This is a genomic window from Kitasatospora sp. NPDC034035 (assembly GCF_055575755.1).
On sequence record NZ_JBVISA010000012.1, the window covers coordinates 42,561 to 61,533 of the forward strand.

Annotated in this window: 16 protein-coding genes and 2 tRNA genes; 12 read left to right on the top strand and 6 right to left on the bottom strand. The window is 71.1% G+C overall.

The annotated features are described in order from the left end of the window. Nucleotides 1–172: 172 nt before the first annotated feature. Nucleotides 173–370: a hypothetical protein gene (locus ACZ52J_RS18670; RefSeq protein ID WP_360504084.1), complete on the top strand. Its 198-nt coding sequence runs from the start codon at nt 173–175 to the stop codon at nt 368–370. A gap of 98 nt (nt 371–468) precedes the next feature. Here ACZ52J_RS18670 and ACZ52J_RS18675 read toward each other — a convergent pair whose 3' ends face one another. Next, complete coding sequence (locus ACZ52J_RS18675) at nt 469–1,260, bottom strand: DUF6348 family protein (protein ID WP_465620066.1); 792 nt, start codon at nt 1,258–1,260, stop codon at nt 469–471. Nucleotides 1,261–1,450: 190 nt separating this feature from the next. Between ACZ52J_RS18675 and ACZ52J_RS18680 the strand changes: the two genes are divergently transcribed. After that, nucleotides 1,451–2,005, top strand: coding sequence for a DUF6197 family protein (locus tag ACZ52J_RS18680; RefSeq protein WP_465620068.1), 555 nt, complete (start codon nt 1,451–1,453; stop codon nt 2,003–2,005). A gap of 100 nt (nt 2,006–2,105) precedes the next feature. Here ACZ52J_RS18680 and ACZ52J_RS18685 read toward each other — a convergent pair. Further along, a tRNA-Gly gene (locus tag ACZ52J_RS18685) sits at nt 2,106–2,176 on the bottom strand. A gap of 183 nt (nt 2,177–2,359) precedes the next feature. Here ACZ52J_RS18685 and ACZ52J_RS18690 point away from each other — a divergent pair. From ACZ52J_RS18690 to clpX, 5 genes are all read left to right on the top strand, one after another. Next, nucleotides 2,360–2,433, top strand: a tRNA-Pro gene (locus ACZ52J_RS18690). Between the two features lie 293 nt (nt 2,434–2,726). Continuing rightward, nucleotides 2,727–4,109, top strand: coding sequence for a trigger factor (gene tig, locus ACZ52J_RS18695; protein ID WP_465620070.1), 1,383 nt, complete (start codon nt 2,727–2,729; stop codon nt 4,107–4,109). 268 nt (nt 4,110–4,377) lie between these two features. Continuing rightward, nucleotides 4,378–4,995 carry an ATP-dependent Clp protease proteolytic subunit gene (locus ACZ52J_RS18700; protein ID WP_380303373.1) on the top strand — a complete coding sequence of 206 codons (618 nt, stop codon included), beginning with the start codon at nt 4,378–4,380 and terminating at the stop codon, nt 4,993–4,995. Between the two features lie 56 nt (nt 4,996–5,051). Continuing rightward, the gene (locus ACZ52J_RS18705) at nt 5,052–5,714 is read left to right on the top strand and encodes an ATP-dependent Clp protease proteolytic subunit (RefSeq protein ID WP_218204740.1); all 663 of its coding nucleotides are present in this window, start codon (nt 5,052–5,054) and stop codon (nt 5,712–5,714) included. A 280-nt stretch (nt 5,715–5,994) separates the two neighbouring features. Further along, nucleotides 5,995–7,284: an ATP-dependent Clp protease ATP-binding subunit ClpX gene (clpX, locus tag ACZ52J_RS18710; protein ID WP_045696864.1), complete on the top strand. Its 1,290-nt coding sequence runs from the start codon at nt 5,995–5,997 to the stop codon at nt 7,282–7,284. Between the two features lie 86 nt (nt 7,285–7,370). On the opposite strand, the gene ACZ52J_RS18715 is transcribed toward clpX, so the two are convergent. Next, nucleotides 7,371–8,165, bottom strand: a complete 795-nt coding sequence (locus ACZ52J_RS18715) for a hypothetical protein (protein WP_465620071.1) — start codon at nt 8,163–8,165, stop codon at nt 7,371–7,373. A 190-nt stretch (nt 8,166–8,355) separates the two neighbouring features. Between ACZ52J_RS18715 and ACZ52J_RS18720 the strand changes: the two genes are divergently transcribed. Both ACZ52J_RS18720 and ACZ52J_RS18725 read left to right on the top strand, forming a co-directional pair. Next, nucleotides 8,356–10,992 carry a valine--tRNA ligase gene (locus ACZ52J_RS18720; protein WP_465620073.1) on the top strand — a complete coding sequence of 879 codons (2,637 nt, stop codon included), beginning with the start codon at nt 8,356–8,358 and terminating at the stop codon, nt 10,990–10,992. Nucleotides 10,993–11,315: 323 nt separating this feature from the next. Continuing rightward, nucleotides 11,316–11,840: a hypothetical protein gene (locus ACZ52J_RS18725; protein ID WP_360504096.1), complete on the top strand. Its 525-nt coding sequence runs from the start codon at nt 11,316–11,318 to the stop codon at nt 11,838–11,840. A gap of 40 nt (nt 11,841–11,880) precedes the next feature. Here the strand turns inward: ACZ52J_RS18725 and ACZ52J_RS18730 are convergent, their stop codons facing one another. The 3 genes from ACZ52J_RS18730 to ACZ52J_RS18740 form a co-directional block, all read right to left on the bottom strand. Next, entirely contained in the window at nt 11,881–13,431 is a 1,551-nt protein-coding gene (locus ACZ52J_RS18730; protein WP_465620075.1) for a chitinase, read from the bottom strand. 162 nt (nt 13,432–13,593) lie between these two features. After that, on the bottom strand, nt 13,594–14,763 hold the full coding sequence (gene wecB, locus ACZ52J_RS18735; protein ID WP_465620292.1) for a non-hydrolyzing UDP-N-acetylglucosamine 2-epimerase: 1,170 nt from the start codon (nt 14,761–14,763) through the stop codon (nt 13,594–13,596). Between the two features lie 78 nt (nt 14,764–14,841). Further along, a complete protein-coding gene (locus ACZ52J_RS18740) occupies nt 14,842–16,275 on the bottom strand; it encodes a glycosyltransferase family 2 protein (protein WP_465620077.1) in 1,434 nt (477 codons plus the stop codon). A gap of 197 nt (nt 16,276–16,472) precedes the next feature. Here ACZ52J_RS18740 and folC point away from each other — a divergent pair, with 197 nt between their 5' ends. The 3 genes from folC (at nt 16,473) to ndk (ending at nt 18,741) form a co-directional block, all read left to right on the top strand. Further along, nucleotides 16,473–17,864 carry a bifunctional tetrahydrofolate synthase/dihydrofolate synthase gene (gene folC / locus ACZ52J_RS18745; RefSeq protein WP_465620079.1) on the top strand — a complete coding sequence of 464 codons (1,392 nt, stop codon included), beginning with the start codon at nt 16,473–16,475 and terminating at the stop codon, nt 17,862–17,864. Between the two features lies 1 nt (nt 17,865). Beyond that, on the top strand, nt 17,866–18,219 hold the full coding sequence (locus tag ACZ52J_RS18750; RefSeq protein ID WP_360504106.1) for a DUF4233 domain-containing protein: 354 nt from the start codon (nt 17,866–17,868) through the stop codon (nt 18,217–18,219). Nucleotides 18,220–18,327: 108 nt separating this feature from the next. Continuing rightward, nucleotides 18,328–18,741, top strand: coding sequence for a nucleoside-diphosphate kinase (gene ndk, locus ACZ52J_RS18755; protein ID WP_360504108.1), 414 nt, complete (start codon nt 18,328–18,330; stop codon nt 18,739–18,741). Nucleotides 18,742–18,973 lie beyond the last annotated feature (232 nt).

The following is an 18,973-nucleotide window of genomic DNA, read 5'->3' on the forward strand; positions in this document are numbered from 1 at the left end:
GGGGGCGGCACGTGCGGCACGACAGACAGCGGTCGACCGTGGGCTCCCTCACCGGCGGTGTGTCGGACGGTCCGCGATTCCGCCTCGGGACCGTGGGACATGCCGGGGTCCGGCTTTCGCTGGTGTCGCCGGGTGGTGGCACCCCGCTATGAAAACGAGGAAGTGAGTCCGGGTGGCACTCTCCGTCTCCGCGCTGGTCCTGTTCGCGATCCTGTGCATCATCTTCATCCGCAACAAGCAGCTGAAGATCCCGCACGCGATCGTCGCCGCCCTGTTCGGCTTCATGCTGCACGAGACCACGGTCGCGACCTCGATCAACTCCCTGCTGGCGAACCTCGCGCACAGCATCTCCAGCATCACCGGAGGCTGATCCGGGCGCATCGCCCACCCCGAGCCGAAGAGCGCGCCGGTGCCGACGACCGTCGGCACCGGATCCCGAGCGCCCGGAGGCGAGCGGGCGAACAACAGTCACCGGCCGGCCCGTCTGGCCTCCCGCCAGCGAGCGAACAGACCCCGGGCGCGCGCCGCCGCCGGGGCCGGGACGCGTATCCGTGCGGGTGCCACGGCACCCGCCGACGCGGCCTGCTCCGGTGCTTCCCGTTCGGCCGTCAACAGGACGAACATCCGTGCCCAGCACAGCCGTTCGCCCCGGGGCCAGTCCAGCGCGCGCAGCGCCGCCGACGCCGCCTCCGACACCTCGCCGCCCACCCGGACCTCGGCGACGTCGTCCCCCGCCTTCCCGCCCAGGAAGAGCTTCACCCCGACCGGCCCGGGCCCGGCCAGCTCCGACCGCAGCGCGGGCGCCAGCGCCGACAGCACCCGGTTCTCGGCGAGCCAGCCCGCCAAGTGCTCGTTGCCGAAGCCGAACACCGCCGCCGGCCCCTGGACCGCGCGCCAGCCCGGGAGTTCGGGCAGGTCCGGGCGGTCGGCGTGGACCCCGCGCCCCTCCGCGAGCTCGACCAGCACCGAGGCGGTGGTGGTCGCCCACATCTTCACCGCGTTGGCGAGCTTCTCCTCCTCGGTCTTGCCGAGGCCGGCCGCGCAGTCCCACACCACCGGCGCGTCCGCCCGTCCGAGCTGCAGCACGAAGCCGAGGTCCACGTGCCCGGCGCCGCCGTCCCCCGGGTGCTCACGCACCGCCACCGCCGTGGTGCCCGGACCGCGCACCACCTCGCCGTCCAGGCGGAACACCTGGCCCAGTTGCGCCATCTCCCGGACCACACAGAGCTGTATGACGGCCAGTCGCTCGTGTGGACGCACCGGGACTCCTCCACTTCGGGAGCGCGGCTGCTGAGCTCGCGCTCGAACTGCGCTCGAACGCCGCCGAGGCTATCGGCCCGGAACCCAGCGGGGAAACCATCCGGACTCTCCGACCCTCCGGTCGCGAAAATGTCCTGAGTGCCCCACTTTGGGCAGCGGAACCCGCAAGCCTTCCGCCCGGAGAGCCCGCATGCCCCGCACCACCGACCTGACGACCCCTCCGCCCCCGGCCCGACCACTGCTGTCCGGCCCGGACGGCTCCGGCCTGGTCGCCGAGATCGAGGCCTACCTCGCCTCGCTGCCCGCCCCCGCCCGCACCCCGCTGCCGTACGTCTGCCCGTACGGCAGTGCCCCGCAGCCCTGGCACGCCGGCCACCCGGTGCCCCGGGCCACCCTGCTCGACCGGGCGCTGCGCCGCCCCGCCCGCCCCGTCCCGGTCACCGCGGCCGACCACCTCCGGCTCGCCTCCCGCTACATCGGCGCCCACGGCTGGCTGCAGGGCGCGATGTGGGACGAGGCCGGCCGGGTCTGCCTGCTCGGCGCCCAGGCCGCCGTGCTGGCGTACGGCTACGGCACCCCGGTCACCGTCCGCACCGCCCGGGTCCAGCTGATGGAGGTGCTGCACGGCACCGGCCGCCCGGCGCGCTCCCCGGACGAGTACAACGACCGCCCCACCACCCGGGAGGGCGACGTCCACCTGCTGCTCGACCGCGCCGCCGCCCGGGCCACCCGCCTCGGGCTCTGAGCCGCGCGGGGGAGGGCCGGGGGAGGCCGCGGGAGGCCCGTAAGGCCCCGGAAACGCAGCCGGCCCCGCTGCGCGGAATGCGCACCGGGGCCGGACGAGGAGCGGGCGACGAGAATCGAACTCGCGTGACTAGTTTGGAAGACTAGGGCTCTACCATTGAGCTACGCCCGCGCGATCCCCCAGCCGTGACCGGCCGGAAGTTCGGGGAACAGCGTACCTGGTCCGGCGCCCCGCGTGCACACCCCATTTCGAGCACCCCCTGCGCGCCCGCGCGGAATGTCACCGCCGTCGCGCCCGCGCGCGAATAGGCGGCGAGCCGAACAGGCCCGCCGTGTACGCTTCCTCTCGGCACCACGGGGTGTGGCGCAGTTTGGTAGCGCGTCCGCTTTGGGAGCGGAAGGCCGTCGGTTCGAATCCGGCCACCCCGACAGTGCGGCAGGGTCTCGCCAACCGTGGCGGGGCCCTGTTCTGTTCGCCGGTACGGCGGCGCCTGGCGTGCGCCTTTCGTGGTACCGGTAGGATGGGGCGCTGGCGGTAGTCCCTGCGGCGTCCACCCAGGTCAACCGCACGAGGGCGAGGAGTCAAGCTCACCGTCCACCCCACGGGAGATGCAGCTCCAACCGCCCATCGCCCGTCTCGTCCGACCCACCCGTACGGCTCCGGCCGGGCGGCGGGGGCCGGGCGGAGACAACCTGACCGCAAGCCCCTAGGAGACCTAACCGTGAAGAGCGCCGTCGAGACTCTGAACCCGACCCGGGTTCGACTCACCGTCGAGGTGCCCTTCGAGGAGCTCAAGCCCAGCCTCGACGCGGCGTACAAGAAGATCAACCAGCAGGTCACGGTTCCGGGCTTCCGCAAGGGCAAGATCCCGGCTCGCGTCATCGACCAGCGTTTCGGCCGTGGCGCCGTGCTGGAGGAGGCCGTCAACGACGCCCTGCCGCGCTTCTACACGCAGGCCGTCGACGAGGGCAAGATCGAGGTCCTCGGCCAGCCCGACATCACCAACATCGAGGGTGTCGAGCAGATCGCCGACGGCGGTGACCTGAAGTTCACCGCCGAGGTGGACATCCGCCCGGAGATCACCCTGCCGGAGTTCTCCTCCATCGAGGTGACCGTCGACCCGATCGTCGTCTCCGACGAGGACATCGAGAAGTCGCTGGAGCAGCTGCGCGAGCGCTTCTCGTCGGTCAAGGACGTCGAGCGCGCCGCGGCCGCCGACGACATCGTGGTCGTGGACCTCGTCGCGAAGGTCGACGGTGAGGTGCCGGAGGACGGCACCGCCACCGGCGTCAGCTACGAGATCGGCTCGGGCCGCCTGATCGACGGCATCGACGAGGCCGTCATCGGCCTGTCCGCCGGCGAGGAGAAGACCTTCGAGACCGAGCTCAAGGGTGGCACCCAGGCGGGCAAGACCTCCGAGGTCTCCGTCACCGTGACCGCCGTCCAGGAGAAGGAGCTGCCGGAGCTGGACGACGAGTTCGCCCAGCTGGCCAGCGAGTTCGACACCCTGGAGGAGCTGCGCGCCGACTCCCGCAAGCGCCTGGAGCGCATGAAGGAGTACGACCAGGCCACCCAGGCCCAGGAGAAGGTGCTGGACGCGCTGCTCGCGCTGGTTGAGATCGAGTACCCCGAGAAGCTCCTCAAGGACGAGATCGAGACCCGCAAGCACAACGTCGAGCACCACCAGCTCGAGCCGATGGGCCTGAACATCGAGGCCTACCTGGAGACCCAGGGCAAGTCCCGCGAGGAGTGGGACGCGGAGATCGAGGAGCAGGCGAAGAAGGGCATCAAGACCCAGTTCGTCCTGGACCAGATCGTCGCCGACGAGGAGCTGGGTGTTAACCAGGAGGAGCTGACCGAGCACCTCATCCGCCGCGCCGCCGGCTCGGGCCTCACCCCCGACCAGTTCGCGCAGCAGGTCGTCCAGGGTGGCCAGGTGCCGCTGCTGGTCGGCGAGGTCGCCCGCGGCAAGGCGCTGGCCACCGTGGTCGAGGCCGCCAAGGTCGTCGACACCGAGGGCAACGAGATCAACTTCGACGACGAGGACGAGACGGGCGAGACCGTCGAGGCCGAGGAGACCGCCGAGGAGAAGACCGAGGCCTGAGCCCCGGCAGCCCCCTGAGGCACACAGCGGGCCCGGACGCCGTCATGGTGTCCGGGCCCGCTGTCTTCCCTCCCGCGGGACGCCGCGACCCTGCGCTCACAGCGAACAGTTCTGCGTGAGGGATTCTGCGGCCGGGCCTGCGCGTTAGGGTCCTTGGACAGCAACAATCACGACGTGATACCCGGAAGCTGTGCGACATCGTGACGGCCGTGGATCGACCGTCCAAATCGACTGAGCAGGTGGCTAAGTGACGTTCCCGCAGATGCAGATGCCTGGCCCGATGGCGCCGCACGCCGCCGCTGGTGACGTACTCGGCGGCCTTGGCGACCAGGTCTACAACCGACTGCTCAACGAGCGGATCATCTTCCTCGGCCAGCAGGTCGACGACGACATCGCCAACAAGATCACCGCCCAGCTGCTGCTGCTGGCCGCGGACCCGGACAAGGACATCTTCCTCTACATCAACTCCCCGGGCGGCTCGATCTCGGCCGGCATGGCGATCTACGACACCATGCAGTACATCAAGAACGACGTCGTCACCATCGCGATGGGCATGGCCGCCTCGATGGGCCAGTTCCTGCTCACCGCCGGCGCCAAGGGCAAGCGCTTCTCGCTGCCGAACGCCAACATCCTGATGCACCAGCCCTCCGCGGGCCTCGGCGGCTCCGCCACGGACATCCGCATCCAGGCCGAGCAGCTGCTCCGCACCAAGAAGCGGATGTCCGAGCTGATCGCCTTCCACAGCGGCCAGTCCTTCGAGCAGATCACCAGGGACTCCGACCGCGACCGCTGGTTCACGCCGGAGGAGGCCCTGGAGTACGGCCTGATCGACGCGATCATGCACAGTGCCGCGGACGTCCCCGGCGGCGGCGGCACGGGCGCCTGAGCCTCGGCCCGGCCAACGAGACCACAGCCCCAACGCCCCGGAGGACAAGAACCCCCATGAACATCCCCAGCCTGTCGGCCGCCCAGGCCCGCGTCGAGGACATGCGCGCCGAGGGCCGCTACATCGTCCCGCGCTTCGTGGAGCGCACCACGCAGGGCATCCGCGAGTACGACCCGTACGCCAAGCTGTTCGAGGAGCGCATCATCTTCCTCGGCTCGCAGGTCGACGACGTCTCGGCGAACGACATCATGGCGCAGCTGCTGTGCCTGGAGTCGATGGACCCGGACCGCGAGATCCAGATGTACATCAACTCGCCCGGCGGCTCGTTCACGGCCCTGACGGCCATCTACGACACCATGCAGTACGTGAAGCCGGACATCACCACGGTCTGCATGGGCCAGGCGGCCTCCGCCGCGGCCGTGCTGCTCGCCGCCGGCACCCCCGGCAAGCGGATGGCGCTGCCGAACGCCCGGATCCTGATCCACCAGCCGTACACCGAGACCGGCCGCGGCCAGGTGTCCGACCTGGAGATCCAGGCCAAGGAGATCTTCCGGATGCGCGAGCAGCTGGAGGAGATGCTCTCCAAGCACTCCAACAAGTCGGTGGAGCAGGTGCGCGAGGACATCGAGCGCGACAAGATCCTGACCGCCGAGGAGGCCGCCGAGTACGGCCTGATCGACCAGATCATCTCCACCCGCAAGACGTCGCTGACCTCCTGAGGTCGGCTCCCTCCGCGCCCGCAGCCGGGCGGGAGGGAACCCCCGGGGCGGGGCGCGCACCCCTGGTGCGCGTCCCGCCCCAACCCGTCGGCGGGTCCGTGGCACGGCATCTGTTCGGTATCAATTCGCCCAGGGCGTAGGGCAGACCCGGCGAAGAGGACGGAATCACGGGCCCGGCAGAGTACCGTCGGATAGCGAGACCGAGCGCCGTCGGCGTTGACGGTCCACAGCACCAGGCCCCGGAACCCCTGCGGGGCCCCTGGCGAAGGGGAAGCACCTCGTGGCACGCATCGGAGACGGTGGCGACCTGCTCAAGTGCTCGTTCTGCGGCAAGTCGCAGAAGCAGGTGAAGAAGCTGATCGCCGGCCCAGGCGTGTACATCTGCGACGAGTGCATCGACCTGTGCAACGAGATCATCGAGGAGGAACTCGCCGAGACCTCCGAGGTGCGCTTCGAGGAACTCCCGAAGCCGCGCGAGATCTACGAGTTCCTGGACCAGTACGTGGTCGGCCAGGACCTCGCCAAGAAGGCGCTGTCGGTGGCCGTCTACAACCACTACAAGCGGGTCCAGGCCGGCGAGGCGGGCCGCAGCGGCGGCAACGGCCGCGAGGACGCCATCGAGCTGGCCAAGTCCAACATCCTGCTGCTGGGCCCCACCGGCTCCGGCAAGACGCTGCTGGCGCAGACCCTGGCCCGGATGCTCAACGTGCCGTTCGCGATCGCGGACGCCACCGCGCTGACCGAGGCCGGCTACGTCGGCGAGGACGTCGAGAACATCCTGCTCAAGCTGATCCAGGCGGCCGACTACGACGTCAAGAAGGCCGAGACCGGGATCATCTACATCGACGAGATCGACAAGGTCGCGCGCAAGAGCGAGAACCCGTCGATCACCCGGGACGTCTCCGGCGAGGGCGTGCAGCAGGCCCTGCTGAAGATCCTGGAGGGCACCACCGCCTCGGTGCCGCCACAGGGCGGGCGCAAGCACCCGCACCAGGAGTTCATCCAGATCGACACCACCAACGTGCTGTTCATCGTCGGCGGCGCGTTCGCCGGCCTGGAGCGGATCATCGAGGGCCGCGCGGGTGCCAAGGGCATCGGCTTCGGCGCCAACATCCGCTCCAAGCGGGAGTCGGACGCGAGCGACCACTTCCGCCAGGTGATGCCCGAGGACCTGGTGAAGTTCGGCATGATCCCCGAGTTCATCGGCCGTCTGCCGGTGATCACCAGCGTGCACAACCTGGACCGCGAGGCGCTGCTGCAGATCCTCACCGAGCCGCGCAACGCGCTGGTCAAGCAGTACCGCAAGCTCTTCGAACTGGACGGCGTGGAGCTGGAGTTCTCCCGGGACGCGCTGGAGGCGATCGCCGACCAGGCGATCCTGCGCGGCACCGGCGCGCGCGGTCTGCGGGCCATCATGGAGGAGGTGCTGATGTCCGTGATGTACGAGGTCCCCTCGCGTCAGGACGTCGCCCGCGTGGTGGTCACCGGGGACGTCGTCTCCAAGCACGCCATCCCCACCCTCGTCCCGCGCGACATGATCAAGCGCGAGCGCCGCGAGAAGAGCGCCTGACCGAGCCCGTCACGCACCGGCGCCCGTCACGCGAAGGGGCCCCGCACCGGATCCGGTGCGGGGCCCCTTCGCATGACCGGGGGGTGCTACTTGGCGACGACCATGGCGTCGCGGATCGTCCGGGTCTTGGCGGCCGCCTGCTCGGCGGTGAGCGGCTGGCCGCTGCCGCCGCTCAGGCTGACCTTGGTGAAGGAGACCCGGCCGGTGGTGGACTTGTCCGCCCACACACAGATCGTCGGGCCGGGCTTGCCGAGCATGGTCGACGTGCCGCAGGAGAGCTTCGCCGAGGAGTTGTTGGCGTCCTGTGCCGGGAAGTCGGTCATCGTCGTGGACAGGCCGTCGCCGTCCTTCTTGGAATCCTCGATGATCTGCGCGGGGTCGTTGAGGTTGCCGTAGACGCCGACCACCGAGAAGGTGTCCAGCGCGTCCGAGCCCTTGCTGTAGCTGGCCACCAGGACCTGCAGGTCGGTGCCGAACTTGGACGCCCCGGGCTTGCTCATGTCGGCGGCCTGCTCCTTGGCCGACTTCTGGACGTAGCCGTCGGCCAGGGTCTGCGGGGCGGTGATCTTGTACTTGCCGCCCGCGTCGCCGCCGAGGAACTTCCAGGCGGCGAAACCGCCGCCGCCCAGCACCAGCGCGCCGATCACCAGACCGATCACCAGGCCGCCCTTGCCCTTCGGCGGCGGCGCCACCGGGTAGCCCGGCTGCCCGTACGGCGCCTGCGGCGGCACGCCGTACGGCTGCTGCTGCGGCGGGTAGCCGTACTGGGGCTGCGGGGCGCCGTAGGGCTGCTGCTGCGGCGGCTGGCCGTACTGCGGCGGGCCCCCGTAAGGCTGCGGCTGCGGCTGACCCTGCGGATACTGCTGTCCCTGGCCGTACATCTGCTCTGTGCTCCCCCGCCGCACCCGCGGCCTGTCGTGGTGTGGAGTCGTTCCGTGCACGTCCGGTCAACCGGACGAGTGCCCGGGCACGGTACCGCACGGTGCCCGTCCGGGGCCCGTTCGGGCGTGGCGCGTCCGCGGACCGAAAGCGGTTCGTAACCCGCCCCCCCGGTTACGTAAACTGTGCGTCGTGACCGACACGACGAACCAGCGCCCCGTGAGCACCACCGGGGACGAAGCAGCAACCCTTGCGACGACCTACACCCCCGCGGACGTAGAGGGCGAGCTGTACGAGCGCTGGGTAGAGCGTGGCTACTTCACGGCCGACGCGAAGAGCGAGAAGCCGCCGTTCACCGTCGTCATCCCCCCGCCGAACGTCACCGGCAGCCTGCACCTGGGCCACGCCTTCGAGCACACGCTGATCGACGCCCTGGTCCGCCGCAAGCGCATGCAGGGCTTCGAGGCCCTGTGGCAGCCCGGCATGGACCACGCCGGCATCGCCACCCAGAACGTGGTCGAGCGCGAGCTCGCCAAGGAGGGCAAGTCCCGCCACGACCTGGGCCGCGAGGCCTTCGTCGAGCGCGTCTGGAAGTGGAAGGCGGAGTCCGGCGGCCAGATCTCCGGTCAGATGCGGCGCCTGGGCGACGGCGTGGACTGGTCCCGCGAGCGCTTCACCATGGACGAGGGCCTGTCCCAGGCCGTCCAGACCATCTTCAAGAAGCTCTTCGACGACGAGCTGATCTACCGCGCCGAACGCATCATCAACTGGTGCCCGCGCTGCCTGACCGCCATCTCGGACATCGAGGTGGAGTACCAGGACGACGACGGCGAGCTGGTCTCGATCCGCTACGGCGAGGGCGAGAACTCCATCGTCGTCGCCACCACGCGTGCCGAGACGATGCTGGGCGACACCGCGGTCGCCGTCCACCCGGAGGACGAGCGCTACAAGCACATGGTCGGCACCGAGATCGAGCTGCCGCTGACCGGCCGCCGGATCCCGATCGTCGCCGACGCCCACGTCGACCCGGAGTTCGGCACCGGCGCCGTCAAGGTGACGCCCGCGCACGACCCGAACGACTTCGAGATCGGCCAGCGCCACGACCTGCCGAACATCGCCGTCATGGACGAGCACGCCGTCATCACCGTGCACGGCCCCTTCCTCGGCCTGGACCGCCTGGAGGCCCGCTCGGCGATCGTCGCCGCGCTGCGCGCCGAGGGCCGGATCGTCGCCGAGAAGCGCCCGTACGTCCACTCGGTGGGCCACTGCTCGCGCTGCAAGACCACCATCGAGCCGCGGCTGTCCATGCAGTGGTGGGTCAAGGTCGGCCCGCTCGCCCAGGCCGCCGGTGACGCGGTCCGCGACGGCAAGGTCAAGATCCACCCGCAGGAGATGGAGAAGCGGTACTTCGACTGGGTCGACAACCTGCACGACTGGTGCATCTCGCGCCAGCTGTGGTGGGGCCACCGCATCCCGGTCTGGTACGGCCCGAACGGCGAGATCGTCTGCGTCGGCCCCGACGAGCAGCCGCCGACCGGCGAGGGCTGGCACCAGGACACCGACGTCCTGGACACCTGGTTCTCCTCCGGCCTGTGGCCGTTCTCCACGCTCGGCTGGCCGGAGCAGACCGACAGCCTCGCGAAGTTCTACCCGAACTCCGTCCTGGTCACCGGCTACGACATCCTGTTCTTCTGGGTCGCGCGGATGATGATGTTCGGTCTCTACGCGATGGACGGCACCCCGCCGTTCCACACCATCGCGCTGCACGGCATGGTCCGTGACCAGAACGGCAAGAAGATGTCGAAGTCCTTCGGCAACGTCGTCAACCCGCTGGACTGGATGGACAAGTACGGCTCCGACGCGCTGCGCTTCACGCTCGCGCGCGGTGCCAACCCGGGCGTCGACGTGCCGATCGGCGAGGACTGGGTCCAGGCGGCCCGCAACTTCGCCAACAAGATCTGGAACGCCACCCGCTTCGCGCTGATGAACGGCGCCACCGTCGAGGGCCCGCTGCCCGCGCCGGAGGAGCTGACCGCGGCCGACCGCTGGATCCTGTCGCGGCTCAACAGCACCGTCGCCGAGGTGGACGGGCTGTACGAGGACTACCAGTTCTCCAAGCTCTCCGAGGCGCTGTACCACTTCGCCTGGGACGAGGTCTTCGACTGGTACGTCGAACTCTCCAAGACCACCCTGGCCAAGGGCGGCCCGCAGGCCGACGCCGCGCGCCGGGTGCTCGGCGAGGTCCTCGACGTCACCCTGCGGCTGCTGCACCCGATCGTGCCCTTCGTCACCGAGACGCTGTGGACCACGCTCACCGGGGCCGAGTCGGTCGTCATCGCCGACTGGCCGACCGACAGCGGCTACCGCGACGCCGCGGCCGAGGCGGAGATCGCCACGCTGCAGCAGGTGGTCACCGAGGTCCGCCGGTTCGCCGTGAGCCAGGGCCTCAAGGACCGGCAGCGCGTCCCGGCCCAGCTGGACCTCGACGGCACCGTGCTGGCCGTCCACGAGGACGCGATCCGCTCGCTGCTGCGGCTGACCGTCCCCGAGGAGGGCTTCGTGGCCACTGCCTCGCTCCCGGTCGCCGGCGCCACCGTCTCGCTGGACCTCTCCGGCACCATCGACGTCCCGGCGGAGCGCAAGCGCCTCGCCAAGGACCTCGCGGCCGCCGAGAAGGAGAAGGCGCAGACCACCGCCAAGCTCGGCAACGAGGCGTTCCTCGCCAAGGCGCCGGACGAGGTGGTCGCCAAGATCAAGGTCCGCCAGGAGGCGGCCGAGGCCGACATCGCCCGGATCACCGCCCAGCTCGCGGCGCTGCCGCAGGGCTGAGCCCGTACCGGCCCGTGAGGGGCCGCACTCCGCGACGCGCGGGGTGCGGCCCCTCGGCGTTTCGCGGTCTCCGCTGCCGGTTTTCCGCCGAGGGACGCTTTCATTACGCCTAATAGCGCAGGAACATTGCTCCCTTCCGGCGAATATTCATCCTGGACCGGGTGAGGTCCTATTCCGAGCGAATTGATTCCGGTCTTGCCCGCGCGCGTTCGCGGAAGTTTGCAGGTTCGGATGTGTACGGTGTGCACGGAGTTTCCGAAGGACGTTTCCGCTGAGCGTTCCTGCGGGGTGTTCCTGATGGGCGACGGACGGGAGGGCACGGCGTGGTGGTGACCGAGGAGTTGGCCGACGAACTGCCTGCCGAGATGGTCGAGGAGGCGAAGGCCAGGGCGGCGACCCTGCTGCTCGCCTTCCGGCACGGGAATCAGCTCGCGTTCGACCAGGAGCTGGACCTGCTGTTCGCCGAGCAGGCCGAGCGCGAGGTGACCACCCTGCTCACCTGGATCGCCGCCGAGGCCGTCCGCAAGGCGTACGCCCCCGAGGTCGGCGACAGGGTGCTGCGGGCGATGGCCCGGCGGGCCCCGGCCGACACCGGCGCGGTCGCGGTGGACGAGGAGGGCGCGGACGCCGCCCGGCTGATCGAGGCGGTGGCGGCCGGCGAGGTGGCCGAGGTCCGCGGTCTGGTCGCCTCGACGGCCGACACCACCTTCCTGCTGGGCGGTCTGCTGCAGGGCGTCGCGATGATGCTGCCGCTGCTGCCCGAGGGCGAACTGGCCGAGATCACCGCCGAGTTGCGCCGTCGGCACGGCGGCGCCGCGCACGTGCCGGAGGCCCGGGCCGGGGTCTGAGCCCCGGGCCGGGCCCGCCGCAGGCCGCTGCCTGCCGCGCCTACGGCATGGCGTGCAGGTGGGCGCCGATCGTGCCGGCGACCGGGTTGCCCGCCCTGGCGTCCCAGTTGGTGGACCAGGTCATCGCACCGCCGATGCCGGGCCAGGTGGTGTCGGGCTTGTAGCTGCCGCAGCCGGTGCCGGAGGCCAGGCAGTCCAGCGCGTTGACGACGGTGCCGGCGCCGAGGTAGCCGCCGCCCGCCGCGCTGGTCGAGGCCGGCACCCCGAGGCCCACCTGGTCGGGCCGCAGCCCGCCCTTGAGCTGGATACAGGCCAGCGCGGTGAGGAAGTTCTCGGTGCCCTGCGCGTAGACGTTGCCGTCGCAGCCGTTCATCGCGCCGGAGTTGTAGTACTGCATGTTGACGATGGTGAGGATGTCCTTCACGTTCAGCGCCAGTTTGAAGTACTCCATGCCGGTCGACTGCATGTCGATGGTCTGCGGCGCCATGGTGAGGATGAATCCGCTGCCTGCCTTCGCCGCCAGGGCGTGCAGAGCCTGGCTCATGGAGGTGGCGCTGATGCCGTTCTCCAGGTCGATGTCGATCCCGTCGAAGCCGTAACTCTGCATCAGCGCCCACGCGGTGCTGGTGAAGTTCGCGGCGGAGGCGGAGTCGCCGACCCAGACCGTGCCGTTCTGGCCGCCGATCGAGAGCACCACCCGCTTCCCGGCCGCCCGTTTGGCGGCGATGTCGGCCTTGAACTGGGCGTCGGTGTAGCCGCCGAGGCGGGAGGAGAGGGCGGGGTCGAGGGTGAAGCTCAGCCCGCCGCGGGTGGCGGTGGCGTCGGCGAAGGAGACCGCGATGACGTCGTAGGCGGCCGGGACGTCGCTGATCCGCTGGACGGTGGCGCCGTTGTCGAAGTTCTGCCAGTAGCCGGTGAGGATGTGCTTCGGCAGGTCGGGCGGCCGGCCCGTCGAGGTGGCGGTCGGGCTCCCGGTGGCGGTGGGGGTTGTGGTGCCGGTCGGGGTGGCCGTCGGGCTCGGGCTCGGGGAGGTGGTGGCGGTGGCGGTCGGGCTCGGGGAGGGCTGCGGGCCGCCGGGGCCGAGCAGCGAGACGTCGTCGGCGAGGAAGGGCGGCTGCCCGTACCAGCCGTGCAGGTAGACGGTGACGCCGGTGGTGTCGGGGCCGGTGGTGAAGCTCGTGCTCAGCCGGGCCCAGCCCGGCGAGGACGTCCAGGTGCTCGGATCGGCCCCGCCGGTGCCGCGGGCGCCCAGGTAGACGTACGAGCCCTGGACCCAGGAGCTCAGCGTGTACGACGAGGAGGGCTTCACCGCGACGGTCTGGGCGCACTCGCCGGTGTCGCCCGCGCCCGGGGTGGACTGCAGGGCGTACCGGCCGGAGTGCGCGGTCGTGCTCTGGACGGTGCCGCCGGTGCAGGTCCAGCCGGTCGGGTTCCCGGTCTCGAAGCCGCCGTTGGTGATCAGGTCGGTGTCGGCGGCGTGCGCGCCGGTGCCGCCGGCGAGCACGAGCCCGCTCAGGCCGAGGGCGACGGCGCTCGCTCCGGCGAGCAGGGAGTGGACGGCGCGCGGGCGCCGGTGTCGGGCAGGTGGCATGACTCCGTCTCCAGTGGGGGAGGCCCGGCGGCGCTTCGTGGGGGAGCGCGGTCCGGGGTGTCGATGGTGCGCGTGCGGGAGCTACCGACAACTCAAGTCCCTGTCGGGAAAGGAGACTTGCCTCACAAGGTGGAGTAGACCAATCCGGCTGTCAAGAGGGAGCTAGGCGGCCAGAAGCGGCGCCGGGGCCCCGGCGGACCCGGACCCGGACTCGGACCCAGGCGCGGACTCGGCGAGCGCGGCGGTCAGCGCGGCGATCCGGGCCGAGGCCAGGCCGTCGCCGTACGGGCTCGGGGTGGCCGCGAGCCGGGTGAGGCGCTCGGGGGTGTCGGAGAGCCAGGCGCGGGCCAGCCCGCCCAGCTCCTCGCCGGGCGCCACCAGCGCGGCGAAGCCGGCCGCCACCGCCTCCGGGCGCTCGGTGGAGCGGCGCACCACCAGCAGTGGACGGCCGAGCACGGTGCACTCCTCCTGCACGCCGCCGGAGTCGGAGACCAGCAGTGCCGCGTGGCTCGCCAGGCCCAGGAAGTCGGCGTAGCCGACCGGGCCGGTGACGGCCAGTCGCGCGAGCAGGCCGTCCAGGCCGAAGCGCTCGACGGCGGCCCGGGTGCGCGGGTGCATCGGGAACAGCACCGGGGAGCCGGCCCGGGCGATCCGGTCCAGCTCGGCGAGTACGGCGCCGAGCGCCTCGGCGGTGTCGGTGTTCTCCGGGCGGTGCACGGTGGCCAGGACGTACCCGTCCGGGCGCAGCCCGTACGCGGCGAGCAGCGCGGCGCGGGCGGCCTCGTCCGGCAGCTGACGGCGGACCACCTCGACGACGGTGTTGCCGGTGAGCTCGATCCGGTCCTCGGCCAGGGACTCGGCGCGCAGGTTGGCGACGTTGTCCGCGGTGGCGGCGCAGAGCAGGTCGGAGACGTGGTCGACCATCACCCGGTTGTGCTCCTCGGGCATCGCCCGGTCGAAGCTGCGCAGCCCGGCCTCGACGTGGACCAGCGGGATCTCCCGGGCGTTGGCGGCCAGTGCCCCGGCGAGGGTGGCGTTGGTGTCGCCCTGGACGACCACCGCGGCGGGGCGGTCCTCGGCGAAGGCGGCGTCCAGCTGGCCCAGGGACTGGGCGATCTGGCCGGCCCGGGGGCGGCCGCCGACGCCGGTGAGCAGTTCGGGCCGGGGCAGGTCCAGGTCGCGCAGGAAGCGGCCGGACATCGCCTCGTCCCAGTGCTGGCCGGTGTGCACCAGTCGGGTGGCGTCGCCGAGTTCGTGGATCAGCGGGGCGAGCTTGACCAGCTCGGGGCGGGTCCCGAGGACGACGGCGACGCTGGACGGGGGCAGGCACATGCTCATGAGGGGGCTCCGGTGGGGGCGTTGGGGAGGGCGCGGGGCGGGGCGGCTCGAGCGCGACGGGCTCGGGGGCGCTCAGGACTCGAGCGCGGTGGGGGCGCCGAGGGCGACCTTCTCGGCGTTGCGGCGGGTCTTGGCCCAGCCGTTGCGTCCGAGCAGCAGCCGGACGGCGGCCCGGGCGGCGACCACGAAGAGGTGGTAGGCGTAGAGCCAGACCAGGACGCCCCAGAGCAGCCCGGTGAGCCGGCCGCGGTCGGGGTGGACGGCCTTGCGGTAGGCGAGGCCCCAGAACACCATCGGCAGCGTGGCGAGGACGAAGGCGAGCAGCATCCACGGCCCGAAGCGGAGCTGGAAGTCGGCGGTCTCGGCGGGGAAGAGCACCAGCCCGGCGGTGGTGATCGCGAGCGAGAGCGGGACCAGCAGCACCAGCAGCACGCAGACCACGGGCTGCAGGAAGGTGTACATCACCTCGGCCTTGCCGGACCAGGTGTAGTGCGGGGAGCGCAGCACCCGGCCGGTGTAGCGCAGGCACTGCATGTTTCCCTGGGCCCAGCGGGTGCGCTGGGTGAGGAAGCGGCGCGGCGAGACCAGGCCCTCCTGGGAGACCTGGGTCTCGGTGACGTGGGTGAGCCGCCAGCCGGCCAGACGCAGGTCCAGCCCGGACTCGTAGTCCTCCAGCAGCGCGCGCTCGGGCCAGGGGCGGCCGGCCCGGCCCTCCTCGGCGGTCAGCGAGTCGAGGGCGGTGAGCCGGACGAACTGGCCGTTGCCGCCGAGGCCGACGCTGCCGGTGCGGCGGCGCAGCAGCTGCATGCCGGCGTTGTTGGCCTGGAACTCGACGTCCTGCATCCGTACGAGCGCGCGGGCGAGGGCGTTGGCGGCGCGGCCGCGCCCGGGAAGCGGGTGTTCGTCGTCGGCGTTGCGCATCCGGACGCCGATCTGGACGGCGCCGGTGTCGGGGCGGCCGAGTGCCTTGTCGTTGCAGACCTGGGCGAGGGTGCCCGGGTCGAGTCGGCCGTCGGCGTCGACCACGCCGATCACCACGCGGGAGCGGTCGGTGCCCTCCGGCAGCCAGGCGGAGATCTCCCGGTAGGCGGCGTTGAGGGCGGCGCCCTTGCCGATCCGGGCGTGCGGGCGGCGGCGCTGGACGAGGTGGACGCGCGGGTCGCGGGCGGCCGCGGCGAGCACGAGGTCGCGGGTGGCGTCCTCGCTGTCGTCGTCGATCACCCACAGGTGGGCCTCGTGCGCACTGGTCCGCAGGCCGTCCAGGGTCTGGGTGACCACGGCCTCCTCGTCGCGGCAGGGGATCACCAGGTGCCAGCGGAAGGCGGCGGGGTCGCCGGGCTCGGCGGGCCGGTTGTGCCGGAAGGCGTGGCGGGAGCCGGCCCAGTACACGAGGAAGCGTCCGAAGACGAGCACCATGTAGCCCACGAGGGCCAGCGAGATCAGTCCGGCGACCCAGACGATGGCGTCCTGGCGCAGCGTGATCCAGTCGTGCAGGGCGTCGGGCATGGCGCGGTGCTCCTCGTAATCAAAGGCTGGCGGCTCCCGTTGGTTGCGAATCGATGCTTCATTGCGGGTCAAACTCGCTAAATGAATAGTAAAGGGATCAAACTGGTTGGTAGTGGCAAAGACGGGGCAAAGTGGCCGTTCTCACCCCGGCCCTCACCCTGTGAGGACGGCCCGCCACCGCTCCGTAGACTGTGGTCGTGAGCGACAAGGCCGACCCGAACCCGTACACCATCCGCCCCGCCGACAGCGGCACCGGCGACGCCCTGCGCGACGTGGAGACGGAACTCTCCCAGCGCTGGCCGGAGAACAAGCTGGAGCCCTCGCTCGACCGGATCGAGGCGCTGATGGACATCCTGGGCCAGCCCCAGCGGTCCTTCCCCTCCATCCACATCACCGGCACCAACGGCAAGACCTCCACCGCCCGGATGATCGAGCAGCTGCTCAACGGCTTCGAGCTGCGCACCGGCCGCTACACCAGCCCGCACGTGGAGTCCGTCACCGAGCGGATCAGCCTGGACGGCGCCCCCATCAGCCCGGAGCGCTTCGTCGAGGTCTACCGCGACATCGAGCCCTACGTGCAGATGGTCGACGCGGCGCAACCGGTGCCGATGTCCTTCTTCGAGGTGCTGACCGGCATGGCCTACGCCGCCTTCGCCGACGCCCCGGTGGACGTCGCCGTGGTCGAGGTCGGCATGGGCGGCTCCTGGGACGCCACCAACGTCATCGACTCCGCCGTCGCCGTGATCACCCCGATCGGCCTCGACCACACCGACAAGCTCGGCGAGACCACCGGCGAGATCGCCGTCGAGAAGTCCGGGATCATCAAGTCCGGTGCCGTCGCCGTCGTCGCCCAGCAGCAGCTGGACGCCGCCCAGATCATCCTGCGCCGCGCCGTCGAGGTGGACGCCACGGTCGCCCGCGAGGGCCTGGAGTTCGGCGTGATCCGCCGCGAACTCGCCGTCGGCGGCCAGCTGGTCACGCTGCGCGGACTCGGCGGCGAGGAGTACGAGGACATCTTCATCCCGCTGCACGGCGAGTACCAGGCGCACAACGCGGCGCTCGCCCTGGCCGCGGTCGAGGCCTTCTTCGGCGTCGGCGGCGCCCGCGGCGGACAGCTCGACGTCGACAAGATCCGCCACGCCTTCTCCGGCGTCTCTTCGCCGGGCCGCCTGGAGATCGTCCGCCGCAGCCCCACGATCGTCCTGGATGCCGCGCACAACCCGCACGGCGCCCGCGCCACCGTCGCCGCCCTCACCGAGTCCTTCGGCTTCACCCGGCTCGTCGGCGTGATCGGCACCTCCGGGGACAAGGACGTGGCCGGCGTGCTGGAGGCCTTCGAGCCGATCCTGGCCGAGGTCGTCATCACCCAGAACTCCACCCACCGCGCGATGGACGTCGACGCGCTCGCCGCCCTGGCCGTCGAGGTCTTCGGCGAGGACCGCGTCCAGGTCGAGCCCCGCCTCGACGACGCCATCGCCGCCGCCGTCACCCTCGCCGAGGAGGAGGGCGACCTCGGCGGCGCCGGCGTGCTGGTCACCGGATCGGTCATCACGGTGGGCGAGGCCCGCCTGCTGCTCGGGAGGAAGTGACATGAGGACGCTCTGCTCCTCGACCTTGATCGGCGAGGCACTCCTGGTCATGTTCGCGGCGCTGGTCGCGATGCGGCTCACCGACGTCTCCACCGGGGAGATCTGGACGGTCAGCGGCATCGCGATGGCCCTGTGCATCGCGCTCTGCGGCATGATCAACCGCCCCGGCGCGGTGCAGATCGGATGGGCGCTGCAGATCGGCCTGATCGCCAGCGGCTTTGTCCTGCCGACCATGTTCGGCCTCGGCGTGGTCTTCGCCGGCCTGTGGTGGTGCTCGGTGCACTACGGCCGCAAGGTGGACGCGTTCAAGGCCGCCCGCGCCGCCGCCACCGAGGCCGCCGCCGTACCCGCCTAGGGCCCCGGACCAGCACACCGACACGCCGTGTACGCAAGGTAATCTCTGCCGTGTCGGCCCACTCGTCGACCCGACTGTCTGCCGAACCGAATCCCCAGGAGACGCACCGTGTCCCAGCGCACTCTCGTCCTGCTCAAGCCCGACGCCGTCCGCCGCGGCCTGGCCGGCGAGATCATCAGCCGCATCGAGCGCAAGGCCGGCTGGCGCTTCGCCGCGATCGAGCTGCGCACCTTCGACCGGGCGACGCTGGAGCAGCACTACGCGGAGCACGTCGGCCGCCCGTTCTACGAGCCGCTGCTGGAGTTCATGACCTCCGGCCCGTCGCTCGCGCTGATCGTCGAGGGCGAGGAGGTCGTGCGCGGCATCCGCATGCTGGCCGGCGCCACCAACCCGCTGGAAGCCGGGGCCGGCACCATCCGCGGCGACTACGCGACGATCACCCGCGAGAACCTGATCCACGCCTCCGACTCCCCGGAGTCCGCCGAGCGCGAGATCAAGATCTTCTTCCCGGCGCACGCCTGAGTCGGGCCGGGCGACAACGCCCGGAGGACCTTGGGACTGCCCCGGTCGGGACCATTGGCCCGGCCGGGGCATTCTTATCGTGAAATAGGGAACTGGGGGGGCCGACACGGCGTCCCAATCCTCGGAGAAGCGATCACGCTCCGGACAATGGACGGTATGCCCCACGTCGACGTCCGTACCGTGCGGCGTGACTACGATGGACGCGACTCAAGGGCCCGGTAAGGCAGCTCAG

Bases quoted from the DNA above. Each gene is read 5' to 3' on its own strand.
- wecB (WP_465620292.1), bottom strand. From the start codon at position 14,763: ATGTGCCTGCCCCCGTCCAGCGTCGCCGTCGTCCTCGGGACCCGCCCC.
- ACZ52J_RS18700 (WP_380303373.1), top strand. From the start codon at position 4,378: ATGCCTGGCCCGATGGCGCCGCACGCCGCCGCTGGTGACGTACTCGGC.
- ACZ52J_RS18740 (WP_465620077.1), bottom strand. From the start codon at position 16,275: ATGCCCGACGCCCTGCACGACTGGATCACGCTGCGCCAGGACGCCATC.
- ACZ52J_RS18750 (WP_360504106.1), top strand. From the start codon at position 17,866: ATGAGGACGCTCTGCTCCTCGACCTTGATCGGCGAGGCACTCCTGGTC.
- ACZ52J_RS18705 (WP_218204740.1), top strand. From the start codon at position 5,052: ATGAACATCCCCAGCCTGTCGGCCGCCCAGGCCCGCGTCGAGGACATG.
- ACZ52J_RS18680 (WP_465620068.1), top strand. From the start codon at position 1,451: ATGCCCCGCACCACCGACCTGACGACCCCTCCGCCCCCGGCCCGACCA.
- ACZ52J_RS18730 (WP_465620075.1), bottom strand. From the start codon at position 13,431: ATGCCACCTGCCCGACACCGGCGCCCGCGCGCCGTCCACTCCCTGCTC.
- ACZ52J_RS18715 (WP_465620071.1), bottom strand. From the start codon at position 8,165: ATGTACGGCCAGGGACAGCAGTATCCGCAGGGTCAGCCGCAGCCGCAG.